This is a genomic window from bacterium (assembly GCA_021372515.1).
Classification (GTDB): domain Bacteria; phylum Gemmatimonadota; class Glassbacteria; order GWA2-58-10; family GWA2-58-10; genus JAJFUG01.
Genome location: JAJFUG010000040.1, coordinates 12795 through 25238 on the forward strand (window position 1 = coordinate 12795; position 12444 = coordinate 25238).

13 protein-coding genes are annotated in these 12444 nt (G+C 64.4%); 11 read left to right on the forward strand and 2 right to left on the reverse strand.

Going from position 1 to position 12444, the window contains the following annotated elements; genetic code table 11:
• The first annotated feature begins 42 nt into the window (after nt 1-42).
• From LLH00_03845 to LLH00_03860, 4 genes are read left to right on the forward strand one after another with little or no spacing between them, the layout of a single operon-like run.
• Nucleotides 43-2166, forward strand: a complete 2124-nt coding sequence (locus tag LLH00_03845) for a beta-galactosidase (GenBank protein MCE5270394.1) — start codon at nt 43-45, stop codon at nt 2164-2166.
• Between the two features lie 33 nt (nt 2167-2199).
• Nucleotides 2200-2553 carry a cupin domain-containing protein gene (locus tag LLH00_03850; protein MCE5270395.1) on the forward strand — a complete coding sequence of 118 codons (354 nt, stop codon included), beginning with the start codon at nt 2200-2202 and terminating at the stop codon, nt 2551-2553.
• A gap of 42 nt (nt 2554-2595) precedes the next feature.
• Nucleotides 2596-3261, forward strand: coding sequence for a hypothetical protein (locus tag LLH00_03855; protein MCE5270396.1), 666 nt, complete (start codon nt 2596-2598; stop codon nt 3259-3261).
• Nucleotides 3248-4921 (forward strand): amidohydrolase family protein, encoded by a 1674-nt coding sequence (locus LLH00_03860; GenBank protein ID MCE5270397.1) that lies wholly within the window; start codon nt 3248-3250, stop codon nt 4919-4921. The genes LLH00_03855 and LLH00_03860 overlap by 14 nt, the downstream gene beginning before the upstream one ends.
• 9 nt (nt 4922-4930) lie before the next feature.
• Here LLH00_03860 and LLH00_03865 read toward each other — a convergent pair whose 3' ends face one another.
• Nucleotides 4931-5236: an MTH1187 family thiamine-binding protein gene (locus tag LLH00_03865; GenBank protein ID MCE5270398.1), complete on the reverse strand. Its 306-nt coding sequence runs from the start codon at nt 5234-5236 to the stop codon at nt 4931-4933.
• 272 nt (nt 5237-5508) lie between these two features.
• Between LLH00_03865 and rnr the strand changes: the two genes are divergently transcribed.
• Together rnr and LLH00_03875 are read left to right on the forward strand one after the other, a co-directional pair.
• The gene (rnr, locus tag LLH00_03870) at nt 5509-7734 is read left to right on the forward strand and encodes a ribonuclease R (GenBank protein ID MCE5270399.1); all 2226 of its coding nucleotides are present in this window, start codon (nt 5509-5511) and stop codon (nt 7732-7734) included.
• Nucleotides 7688-8182 carry a hypothetical protein gene (locus LLH00_03875; protein MCE5270400.1) on the forward strand — a complete coding sequence of 165 codons (495 nt, stop codon included), beginning with the start codon at nt 7688-7690 and terminating at the stop codon, nt 8180-8182. The genes rnr and LLH00_03875 overlap by 47 nt, the downstream gene beginning before the upstream one ends.
• An 89-nt stretch (nt 8183-8271) precedes the next feature.
• Here LLH00_03875 and rpsT read toward each other — a convergent pair whose 3' ends face one another.
• Nucleotides 8272-8553 carry a 30S ribosomal protein S20 gene (rpsT, locus tag LLH00_03880; GenBank protein ID MCE5270401.1) on the reverse strand — a complete coding sequence of 94 codons (282 nt, stop codon included), beginning with the start codon at nt 8551-8553 and terminating at the stop codon, nt 8272-8274.
• A 96-nt stretch (nt 8554-8649) separates the two neighbouring features.
• Between rpsT and LLH00_03885 the strand changes: the two genes are divergently transcribed.
• The 5 genes from LLH00_03885 to LLH00_03905 all read left to right on the forward strand — a co-directional run bounded on the left by LLH00_03885 (nt 8650) and on the right by LLH00_03905 (nt 12385).
• The gene (locus LLH00_03885) at nt 8650-9660 is read left to right on the forward strand and encodes a hypothetical protein (GenBank protein ID MCE5270402.1); all 1011 of its coding nucleotides are present in this window, start codon (nt 8650-8652) and stop codon (nt 9658-9660) included.
• Between the two features lie 102 nt (nt 9661-9762).
• A complete protein-coding gene (locus LLH00_03890) occupies nt 9763-10326 on the forward strand; it encodes an RNA polymerase sigma factor (GenBank protein MCE5270403.1) in 564 nt (187 codons plus the stop codon).
• Between the two features lie 4 nt (nt 10327-10330).
• Nucleotides 10331-10951 (forward strand): zf-HC2 domain-containing protein, encoded by a 621-nt coding sequence (locus tag LLH00_03895; protein ID MCE5270404.1) that lies wholly within the window; start codon nt 10331-10333, stop codon nt 10949-10951.
• Between the two features lie 47 nt (nt 10952-10998).
• A complete protein-coding gene (locus tag LLH00_03900; protein ID MCE5270405.1) occupies nt 10999-11799 on the forward strand; it encodes a hypothetical protein in 801 nt (266 codons plus the stop codon).
• Between the two features lie 103 nt (nt 11800-11902).
• Nucleotides 11903-12385, forward strand: coding sequence for a hypothetical protein (locus tag LLH00_03905; protein MCE5270406.1), 483 nt, complete (start codon nt 11903-11905; stop codon nt 12383-12385).
• Nucleotides 12386-12444: the final 59 nt, after the last annotated feature.

Sequence of the window (12444 nt, forward strand, 5' to 3'; positions counted from 1 at the left end):
GACGGTCCGGGGCAAGACAAGTAAAGCCAGAGGGGAGAAAGAATGCCGCAGCCAGCCGATTTCCATCTCGCAGTCCAGTACTACCGTCAGCCCACACCGCTGCCCTCCGAGTGGGAGGAGGACCTCCGGCACGTGAAGCGCCTGGGGTTCACCGCGGTGCAACTGCGGCCGCAGTGGGCCTGGCATGAGCCGGTGGAGGGAGCTTTCCGCTGGGATGACATCGACCGGCTGCTGGACCTGACCGAGCGGATCGGCCTGAAGGTGCTGTTCAAGTTTTTCGTGGAGAGCGCTCCGGGCTGGCTGTTCCGCAACTATGATGCAGTGCGGGTGGCCCCGGACGGCCGTCCGATCCAGCCGCGGGCGCGCGGCTCGTTCTACGTGGGCGGCTGGTTCCCCTGTTTCGACCGTCCGCTGGTGCGCGAAAAGACCGAGAGTTTCGTGCGCGCGGGCGTGCTGCGTTACCGTGACCGCAGCCATATCCTGGGCTGGCACCTCTGGAACGAGCCCCGCTGCCGTCCGTTCGAGGACTGCGCCTGCCCCGACTCGAACGCCCTGTTCCGGCGCTGGCTGGCCGACAATTTCGGCTCGCCCGAGGAGTACTCGGCCCGCTACGGCACGGCGTTGGCCGACTGGGAGGACATTGCCGCGCCCCCGGACCAGAGCGCCTGCTACGATACCTGGCTCTGGAGACAGTACCGCGCCTGGGCCGTGGCCGACCGTATCCGCTGGCTGAGCGAGCTGGTGCGCGGCCTGGACAGCTCGCGGCCGCTGTTCTGCCATGTGGGGTTCAACAGCGTGCTCCAGCCCTCGCTGCTCGACACCTGCGATGACCGTCAGACCGCACGTCACGTGGATGTCTACGGCACCAGCCTTCCGCACTGGACCGGCGATTTCCACACTTTCGCCCGGGTGGACCGTCCGGCCCTGTTCACCAACCCCGGCTACCGGGACGAGATGTTCCTCTACGCGCTCCAGGCGCGCTGGATCGGCGCGGTCAAGGACTATTTCTGGGTCAACGAGATCTACGGCAACAGCTGGAACTACATGGCCGAGGATTTCACCGGCCAGGACATCCGGTTCATGCACGCGGCAGTGATCTCGGAGGGCGCACGCGGCACGCTGATCTGGCAGTTCAGGCCCGAGCGGTTCTCGGAGGAGTCGATCTCCAGCGGCCTGGTTGCCTCGGACGGCTCCGACACGGAGCGCAGCCTGGCCGCGGCTGAAATCTGCGCCGCGCGCGCGAGCTGCCCGGAGGCCTTTGTCACCTGGCGGCCCGAGAAAGCCCGGGTGGCGGTTGTGTTCGGCCACGCGCTCGACATGTACTCCGAGCTGGAGGACGCCGAGGACCTGAGCCGGGCCGGAACTGTCTGCTACCGCTACAAGGATTCGCTCAAGGGCTGGTATTCGATGCTCTGGCGTTTGGGCCTGGCCGTTGATATAGTTCCTGCCGAGGACCTGGAGCGTATCGGCAAGTATGACTTCGTCGCTCTGCCGTACCTGCACCTGATAAGCGCGGAGCAGGCCGAAACCCTGAAAGCCTACGTGGAGAACGGCGGCGTGCTGGCCGCCGACATCGGGGTGGGTTTCCGCGACCTGACCAGCACCTGGGTCAACGCCGTGCGGCCTGGGTTCGGCCTTGACAGCCTGTTCGGCTGCCGGGAGCGTTATAACAAAGCCATTCTGGAGCCACGGCCGCTGGAGCTTGACGGGAAGCGGATCACCGCCACCCGCATGCTGGGCCGCCTCGACCCGCAGGATGGCGGCGAGGACCGCTCCGGGGGCCAGGGCCTTCTGATCGCCAACCGAACCGGGAAGGGACGTACATATCATTTTGGGTTCTATCCTGGCATCTCCTACCGCGACTGCGGCGAGAGCGCCTGCCTCAAACTTGTCGCTTCGCTGCTGGAGGAAAGCGGGATAGCACTGCCCACCCCGGCCGGAGCGCCGCTGGTGCGGGTGCGGCGCGGCGCTGTGGGGGAGGGCGAGACGCAGCCGGCGGCTTTTGTCCTGAACTACGAGGACTCCACCGAGGCTATTCCCGAGGGAAGCCTCGCTCCGGGACGCTACCGCTGCCTGATCACCGGCCGCGAGTTGGATACCTCCGGCGATCTTACAGTCGGGCCGCGCGAGACCCTGTTCCTGGCGCCGCAGGGTTTCGGGGCCTGAGAGAGAAAAACCATTGCTCTCAAAGGAATGGATATGGATGACTTTCCGGAGTTCATGAAAAGCCCGCTGAACCGGATCGAGGCCGCCTCGCAGTACACGGCGGACATCGAGGGCTACGTTTACGATGGGGCGGACGGCTCGCAGATGGCGTTCTGGACCTGCCACAGCGACCGGGTCTCGGGCGAGCACACACACCCGTACGATGAGTACCTGGTCTGTGTCCACGGACGCTACTGCGTGAGTATGAACGGGATGCTGTATCCCCTCGGGCCGGGGGATGAGCTGTTCATCCCGCGGGGCACGCCCCACGGCGGGCAGTGTGTGGCCGGGACCCGGACGATCCACTCTTTCGGCGGGCAGCGGGCGCGGAGGCAGAAACCGGCCTGAGCGTCATTCTGGCTGCCGACCCATTCACCGGAGGGACAGACGATGCCCGATCCGGATGGCAGAACGACAGGACGTGGTTATTTACGCACCGCGCTGTCAGTGGCCCTGTTCGCCGCGGCGATGGGCTACCTGGAGGCTGCGGTGGTAGTCTACCTGCGGCAGCTTTACTACCCGCAGGGGTTCGCTTTCCCGCTGCGGCTGATGGAGCGCGCGGTCGTGCTGGTCGAGCTGGGGCGCGAGGCCGCCACAGTGGCGATGCTCCTGGCCCTGGCAGTTCTCGCCGGTCGGCGCTGGGCCGAACGCTTGGCTTGGTTCATGACAGCGTTCGCGATCTGGGACATTTCCTATTATGTTTGGCTCAAGGTGATTTTGGATTGGCCGGAGAGCTGGCTCACACCCGATATCCTGTTCCTCATTCCGCTGCCCTGGGTCGGGCCGGTGCTCTCGCCGGTGCTCGTTTCATTGGCCATGCTGGTCGGCGCGGGGCTGATTCTGCATCGCCTGGGCCGCGGCGGCGTGTTCCGGCCCGATTTTCACGAGTGGCTGGCTGTGCTGGCCGGGGCGGGCCTGATCTTTCTGTCCTACGTTGTCGACACCCGGGCCGGCCTTCCCGGGGCCTACCACTGGGAAATGCTGGCCGGCGGGCTGTGCGCCGGTTTATACGGCTTGCTGCGCTGTTTATGGAGGAGTTCCGATGCACGAGCCTGAGGAAAGAGAGATCGTCTTTTTCGACGCCAACGCCTGCCTGGGACGCTCGGTGCACCGCACTCCGGGTGCGCCCTACGATACGGCCGGATTGATCGCTGAGTTGGACCATTGCCAGATCAGCCGGGCGCTGGTGTTCCACGCCGCGGCCCGCGAGCTGGACAGCCTGGCCGCCAACCACGAGCTTGTCTCAATCTGCCGTGAGCAGCCCCGCCTGTCACCCTGCGCCGTTTTAAGCCCCAATCCCCGCCGCGAGGGCCACTCCCTGGTCGGCGAGATTCAGACATACCTGGAGCAGGGGGTGCGCGCGTTCCGGATGTTCCCCAACTACCACGGGGTCTCTGTCTCCGACCCGGAGGTCCGCGCCGCGCTGGACACTCTCCAGGAGCGCGGGCTGCCCCTGTGGCTGGATTTCGACCAGCCCTGGTACAATTACTCCCAACTCGGTCAGCACGAGCACCGTGGGCCCTCCCTGGCTGCTGTCGAGAGTCTGGCCCGTGAATTTCCCGGCCTGCCCCTGTTGGTCTGCTCGGTAAACTACAACCACAACAGTCAGTTGCTGGCCCTGTTTGGGCGTTGCGCCAATATGAGAATCGAAACCTCGCTGTTCCAGGGGCTGGAGATGTTGCGGCGCGTCGTGGAGGAGTTCGGGCCGGAACGGCTGCTGTTCGGAAGCGGGCTGCCGGAAGTGTCGGCGGGGGCGGCGCGGGCCATGCTGACATATTCACGGATCAGCCGGGAGAACAAGCAGCTTATCGCCGCGGGGAACCTGGAGCGCCTTCTGGGGGAGGGCCCCACGCAGTCGTTGCCCGAACAGCCGGAGCGTTCGCCGATCCTGTTGCAGCTCGACCGCGGTGAGCCGATCAGCGCATGCTCGGTGCACGACTGTCACGGGCACATCGCGCCCGTGGGGTTCGAGGGGCTTATCGGCCTCACCCTGGGGCCGCAGGATGAGAACGCGATTGTGGCGGCCCTGGACCGTACCGGGATTCAGGCCTTGGCTGTGAGCAACTGGGAGATTTACGGCGGCGACGCCCCAGCCGGCAACGCCCTGGCCGCCGCGGCCGCCGACCGTCACCCCCGGCGGATCGTGCCCTACATGGTGGTCAACCCGAACTACCCGGAGGACTGGGAAAGCCAGGTGGAGGCCTGTTTCGGGCGGAGACGGTTCTTCGGGCTGAAACCTTACCCCTTCTCCATGCGGCGCTCGCTCACCGACCCGGCGTTCCGTCCGATGCTGGAACTGGCTCAGAAACTTCAGCTTCCCATCCTCTGCCACCTGGGTCTGGAGCCGCTTTCCGGTGTCACACCCGCACAGGTGGAGGAGCTGGCCCCGCGTTACCACCGGGCCGTGTTCATCCTGGCCCACGCCGGGGCCTCGTTCCGCCTGGCCGGGCAGGTCGCGCCCCTGGCCCGTCAGTTCGCCAATGTCTACCTGGAGATCAACTACACCTCGGCGCCCTGCCGGATGCTCCCGTTCCTGGCCCGGACCGCGGGCACGGACAAGGTGCTGTTCGGCAGCGACACCCCCATGCGCGACCCGGCCCCGATGCTGGGCTGGTGCGCCTATGACTGCCGGAGCGATGACGAGCGCCGCGCGATCCTGGGCGAGAACCTGCTCGCTCTCTGCCGGAGGATCGGCTACCCCTGGCCGGGGGCCTGAGCGGCGCGGCTATTTGTGCAGCGCACGGCCCAGCTTTTTCTCAACAGAGGCCACCTTGCCGCTCAGCTTACCGGTGCGGCCCTTGTGATCGTCGATCTTGAGCACGATATACAGACGCTCGTTGTCCTGGAGAAGGCGCTCGCGGCAGCGCCCCACCAGACCCATCACCTCGTCCCACTCGCCCTCGACCAGGGTGCCCATGGCCGTGAGCTGGTAGGGGAGCCCGCTTCTCTCGATCAGCTCCAGCACTTTCGAGACCTCTGCGCTCAATCCGCTCACTTTGCCCAACGGAAACATGGTCAGCTCAGCCAGCATCCTGTCCTCCCCGGCGGAGTCCCCGCCGCGCGAAATAGAATGACTCTCCCGGCGCAACCTGGGAAAGAGTGTGACCGCAAACTCAAAACTCATAGACAAGTATATTTCACCAGCCGGTCGCCTGCAAGGCGGCCCATAGATTAGGAGTGAGATTCTCTTCCGGTGGACAGGCCGGGCCGATAGTGGTAAATTCGAGGTGAGGCTGAAAACCGGGGCCCCGTGCAAGGGGCAGATATCCGCAGAGAATCCAACGCTCAACCGGGAAACTGAAAATGGCAATACAGCGCAAAGCCCTGAAAGAGTTCTTCCAGGAAAACGAATCGGTCCCGATCAAGCCCAAGCAGGTGGCGCGCGCCCTGGGGGTGAAAGGCGAGGATTACAAGCTTCTCAAGCGGGTGCTCAAGGAGATGTCCGAGGAGGGCGTTCTGCACCGGGTGCGCAACAACGCCTATGTCGCCGGCGGCGGAGCGGCCGAGACCCTGAGCGGCAAGCTCGACCTGGTGCGCCGCAACTACGGGTTCGTGGTCCCGGATGTGGGCGGACGGGACATATTTGTGAAGAACTACAACCTCGGGGATGCGTTCGACGGGGACCGGGTGGAGGTCAAGATTATCAACCGGCCGGCCGAGGGCAGCCCGGAGGGTGTGATCGTGCGGGTGAACGAGCGCGGCCTGCGGCGCTTCATCGGCACGTTCTACAAGCAGGGGCGCATGCAGACCGTGGTCCCGCGGGATGACCGTCTGGTCAAGGAGATAATCATCCCCAACGTCGAGGCCAAGGCGGTGAAGGACGGAGACCGGGTGGTGGTGGAAATCTTCGACTGGGGCGGCCCCGGGGGCAAGGCCCGCGGACGGGTGGTCAAGTCGCTGATGGGCCCCAAGGTGGGGCCGGATGATGAGATACTGATCAAGTACGATTTTCCGCAGCGTTTCCCGGCCGTCGTGCTCACGCAGAGCCGCGACATCCCGGACCACGTGCTCGAGGCGGACCTCGCCGGGCGCGAGGACCTGCGCGGGATCACCACGTTCACGATCGACCCGGCCTCGGCCGAGGATTTCGATGACGCGGTGAGCGCCGAGCCCCTGCCGGACGGCGAGACCCGGGTCGGGGTGCACATCGCGGATGTCAGCCACTACGTGACCCACGGCTCGCGCCTGGACCGCGAGGCTTTCCAGCGCGCCATGAGTGTCTACCTCACCGCGGCCTATATCCCGATGCTGCCCACCCGTCTTTCCTCCGGCGTCTGCTCCCTGGTCGAGGCTAAGGACCGCCTGACTTTCTCGGTCCTGATGCGGATCGGCGCGGATGGGGTGGTCCGTGAAAGCCGCCCCTGCCTGAGCGTGATCCGAAGCGCAAAGCGCATGAACTACGAGCAGGCGCAGACCCTGCTGGAGGGCGGCGCTCCCGAGGGGGATGGTTTCGAGGCCGTGCGCGAGCCGCTCAGGCGCCTGGGCGAGCTGACCGAGATTCGGCGGGGGATCCGGGTGAAGAGGGGTTATATCGACCTGGAGTTGCCCGAGCCGGAGGTGATCCGCGACTCCAGCGGCGTCCCGGTGGACATTCGTCCCAAGCCGCGCCTCTTGAGCCACCGCCTGATCGAGGAATTCATGGTCACGGCCAATGAGGCTGTGGCTGTGACCCTGGAGCAAAGCGGCCTGCCCTCGATCTACCGGGTGCACGGCGAGCCGGCGGTGGATGCGATCGACAACATGCAGTACGGGCTTTCCACCCTGGCGCACCAGCTCGACATCCCCAAGCATCTCTGGCCGGTCAATCCCGCGGTGCTGACAGGGATACTGGAGCGCGCCTCGGCCCAGGGCCTGGGGGATATCGTCTCGTACATCATCCTGCGCTCGATGAAACGCGCCCTTTACAGCACCAACAACATCGGGCATTTCGGCCTGGCCAGCGACAGCTACACGCATTTCACCTCGCCCATCCGGCGCTATCCCGATCTCTGCGTGCACCGTCTGCTCAAGCTCCACCTGGACAGCCAGCCGCCCGCGCCCAAGGTTCTGGAGTCGCTGGAGTCCGAGCTGGCCGAGGTTTGCCTGCATTCCAGCCACCAGGAGGAGCAGATCAGCTCTGCGGAGCGGGAATCGGATGACCGGGTGCGGGCCGAGTTCATGCAGCGCTTCATCGGCCAGAAGTTCGAGGCCCGGGTGACCTCGGTCAAGCCGTTCGGCATGGGGATCAAGCTCAAGCGCTACTACGTGGAGGGGTTCGTCCATATCAGCGACATGGACGACGATTACTACGAGCTGGATGAGAAGAAGGCGATCCTGCGCGGCAAGAACAAGCATCGTACGTTCCAGGTGGGGCAGGAGATCGAGGTGCTGCTCAGCCGCTCCGATCCGTCCCTGCTGCGCATAGAGTTCATCTTGGTCGGCGGGGACGCGGAGGCCCCGGAAGGCGTGGAGACCGAAAGAGAAAAACCCCGGAAGGAAAAAGATGGAGAACGGAAAGGACACCGGCACGGACACCGGCACGGGCGCTGAGCTGAACCGGAACGGCCTGCATAACGGCTCTGCGGAGCGTGACGGCTCGGGCGCGAGCCTGATGGTGTTCGAGGAGGACCTGCGGCGGGCCGCCGGAGCGCGCAGCCTGGGGTCGAAAGAGCAGGGAAGCTGGGTCGCCCTGCGCCGCAGCCTGCCGATCAGCCGCTGGGCCGAGCGTCCGGGCCAGGCGGTGGGCCGCAAGGAGACAGCCCGCCTGAGCCGGGAGCTGGACCGCTACCGCGAGGCGTTCGAGGCGGAAGCCGCCGAACTGGGTCTGAGCCTGGACATGAGCGTCAACTATTACAGCCGCGCGCTGGGCCTGGTGCTGGAGTGCCGCCGGCGGAAAAGCTTCGACTCCGCTGACCGCAAGGCCCTGCGAGAGCTGATGGTCCTGGTGGACTGGAAAGACGCCGTGCTGGGGCTGCAGATACTGCAGTCGATGGTTTGAGCGGTGGTATCTTCCCCAAAAAACGTAGGGGCGGGTTTCAAACCCGCCCCTACAGGTATTCTCTACAGCCGTTGGTTCAAGAGATGCACTCAGGCTTTCGGCTGGGCCTCGGCCGGCTTTTTCAGGGTCTGCACGAACAGGCTCAGACGGCTCTTGTAGCGCGCGGCGGTGCGGGGATGGATCACCCGGACCTTGGCATTCTTGTCGATGGTCGAAAAGACCTCGGGCAGAAGGGCCACGGCGGCCTCGTAGCTCTCGGCCTTGCGCAGCTTCTTGATCGCGGTGCGCATGGTGGAGCGGCGGATACGGTTTCTTTCGTTGCGGATCTGGTTTGTTTTGTTGCGTTTCTCAGCACTCTTTGTATTCGGCACGGCTGATCTCCTGAAGTGTATATGAAAGTCGAACGCTGTGTTTCAATTAGCGGCTGAAAGATAACATCTCGTAAGAGATTGTCAATGGTTTTGTTATTGAAAAAGTGTACCTGGCTGGCCCTGCTTTTGGGCTGGCTCTGGCCTGTCGGTGCGGCGCTCGCCGGGACCGGTTCAGCGGCCGTGGGAGCTTACCGCGAGTTGCGCGCCGGAACGGCCGTGGTGCTGTACCGCGACCCCGACTCCGCCAGCGCCGCTCAGTACCTTCAGTGGGCCGTGGCGTTCCGCCCGCGGGACGGTATCCTCACCGGCTGGCGCCTGGCGGAGGTGACGATCTGCCTGGCCGCGGATGAGAACGAGTTCCAGCGTCTGAGCGGCGGGGCGCTCCCCGAGTGGGGCCTGGCTTTCGCCGTGCCGTCCAGCGACCTGGTGATCGTGCGCTCACCCCGGATCGCCACCGGTGTGATCGAGGAACCGCGCGTGGTGCTGAACCACGAGCTGAGCCACGTGTTCCTGGACCAGGCCCTTCGCCCGGCCTCCATCCCGCGCTGGTTCCAGGAGGGTTACGCCCTCTGGAGCGCCGAGATGTGGGGCCTGGATGACATGTTCGAGACCTCGGTGGCCCTGACGGTGGGCTCGTTCCTGCCGTTCCGGGAGCTGACTGACGGTTTCCCGCAACCCGAGGCCCTGGCGCGGCGGGCCTACCTTCAGAGCTATACCGTGGTGGATTATCTGGCCACCAACTGGAACGAGGCCCAGCGGGACCTCCTGCTCCAGCGCTGGCGCGAAAGCGGTGACCTGGACACAGCGCTGCGCCTGTCGCTGGGCCTGACCCTGGAGCGTTTCGAGGCCGGCTGGCGCGAGTGGGTGGGAGTGCGCTACGGCTGGCTACGCCTTCTGGGCAGCGCCACTCTGCTCTGGATCGTGGCCGCGGGGCTGTTCCTGCTTGTGTTCGTCTCCCGGCGCCGCCGTTACAGCAGCGAGCTGGAGAAAATGAAGCGCATCGAGAGCCGCTACCGTCTGAGCGGCCCCTGGGCCGTGCCGCCGCCGCAGCGTCCAGCGCGGCGCCCCCGGCGAGAGGAGCAGGATGAGCCTGAAGCGGATGAATGAGAGGCCCCTATCCCTCACGGAATGCAAAAAAATGTAACATCCGCCGCTCACCCCGTGTCTTCACGTCAGAAAACAGTCCACGACGCACCGAAACGGACAACGATGAACGACGACATCCTGCTGGTCCGACGGATAAAGCAAGGCGAGCACGGCTGTTTCAGCGAGCTTGTCGAGCGCTACCAGAAGCCGCTTTACCGTTACCTCAGGCGTCTGGGGCTGGAGCATGACGAGGCGGCGGATGTCATGCAGAACGCGTTCATCCGGGCCTGGAACAACCTGTCCACACTGCACGAGGAAGGTAATTTCAGGAGCTGGCTGTACACCATCGCCTCGAACCAGGCCAAGAACTGGTTCCGGGGACGCTCGCGCCTGGCGGTGCTGGAGCAGTCCTCCGACAATTTCCTGGATGAGAATGCAGACTCGGACCGTGAGATGGACCGGGAAAAGATGCGCCACTGGCTGGATGGCGCCCTGAACCGCCTTCCCGCGGTCCAGCGGCAGATAGTGGTGCTCAGGGCTTTCGAGGATACACCGTTCGCCGCGGTGGCCGAGATTTGCGGCGTGAGCCTGACTGCCGCCAAAGTCTCGTACCACCGGGCGCTGAAAAAGATGGCTGTCTGGCTCAAGCCGGTGAGAGAGCAGGTCAACATGCAGGACGGGAGATAGACCGATGCGCTGCCCAATCGATGAAGGCCTGATGATCGATTATCTGGAGGGGATTCTCGACGAAACCGAGCGCGAGCGGGTGCGTGACCATATCCGCTCCTGCCCCGGCTGCGCCGAACGGCTCCTGGAACTGAACCGTGTACGGGGCTTGTTCGCCGCTCCGGCTCTGCGCCGGGTCGAGATGCCACCGGAACAGTTCTGGAACGAAAACCTGCGGGCGATCGAGGCTGCTACCTGGCGTATGCCCAGGCAGTGGCGTTCGCGGTTATTCCGGCATGCGGCCTGGAAAATGGTCGCCGCGGCCGCGGCCGTGCTGCTGGTGTTCCTGGGGGTCGGTCGGATGGGAGTGTTCAGCCCGGGCTCGCCCTCGCTGGCCGGACGGCAGAGTTTCATGCTGCCGGTGGAGCAGGACTCGATGAAAGTGATGCGCCGCATGCTGACCGATTGCACTCTGGCCGCGGAATACCTCCAGACTGTTTCGGACTTGAACGCCGACACCACGGCCGGCTCCGCGGATAAGACCGTGCTGTTCCCGGCCGGCACGAGTGCGACTGTCTACGACGGTCTGATGGACCTGGACGAGGAGCAGCTCGACGGGGTGATGGCCATAATGGCTGGAAACTGACGGCTCGAGAAGAAGAAGTGGATTGAAGTCAATAAATGGAGGTTCTTATGTTGCGACGGTGTTTCTGGCTGTGTCTGACACTGACTCTGCCCTGGGCCGTGACCGGGCTGGCCGCCGGTGAAAAATGCGATACGGGCAGGCGGGCGGATCAGACTGAGGCGGGGGGGCTGGAAAGCCTGCCCCAGCCGGATAAATGTGTCGAGCAGGCGATCGAGTTGAGCGAGACTGTCCTGGCACAGCTTTCCGATCCGGAGCCGGGACCGCCCGGACCGCCGGGACTGAAAGACATGGACCCGGATGTGCTGAAACAATGGCGGGCCCAGCGAGCCGAGCGCGAGAAGAACATCCAGATGCTCCAGTTGTGGAAGATCATGCAGGAAGTGGAGCTGCGCGATGACCAGTTGGACCGGTTTTTCCCCCTGATGCGCGAGATGCAGAAAAGCGAGCACGAGCTGGCCGAGCAGCGCCACGGCCTGGCCAGATCCCTGCGCCAGGAGCTGAAAAAGGACGACCCGGACAAGAAACAGCTCGAGAAACTTTCCGGCCAGTTGATCGACAACACCGGCCGTCTCTGGCAGTCCAAGTGCGAGGGGATGGAAAAAGTGATGTCGATCCTCGAACCCAGACAGAAAGCCAAGTTCGTCCTGGCGGTCTCCGGGATGGAGCGCGACCTCTGGGAAGCGATCGCCCAGGTGCGGATGAATGACCCGATGTTGATGTCCAAGTTCAAGTTCGACCGGGATCAGTTCGATGCCAACATGAAAGTGATCCAGGAACGCATGGACAAGATCAAACAGCAACTGCGCGAAAAGGGCTATCCGGTGGACAGCGACAAGGGGCCCAACTGAGCCCCGCAGCGGGCGGTTGAGGGTTGAATTCGGCGCATTTCGGCCCGGCGCAGTGTACGGCCGGGAGATACCATAAACGGAACGGACCGGTGGAGAGGGGACAATGGCAAGGACACGCTTCTGGCTGGTGCTGACCGCGCTTGTACTGGCGCCGTTGTGCGGGGTGAGGGCCGGGGCCGGGTCGTCCCAGGCGGGGGAGACTGTTCTGGCGCAGGGAGGCGGCGAGGGTATGCGCGGCATGCGCGACGGCAAGCGCCTGAGCATCGATGACCGGCAGAAAGAGATGGAAAAGCAGTTCGAGGAGATGATCAAGTACCTCGGCCTGGATGAGAAACAGTTGAAAGAGGCCCGCGCGCTGTTCAAGGACCGTCAGGACAAAGTCAAGAGCCTGTTCGGGCAGATGAAGGACGGGAAAGTCGACCGGATGGCGATGCGGGACACGATGCGCGAGATCGGCGGGGATTTCCGCGAGAAATTCGATAAGCTTCTCACTGAGGAACAGCGCAAGAAACACGAGCAGTGGAGCCGCGAGCATGCCCGTGGCGGATTCGGCGGCGCCGAGATCCCCGGCGGCGGAGACAATTGACCCGATGTAATCTCGGTCCGAGCGGAGCCAATATGTGACCATGGGTTAAGGTGAATTTC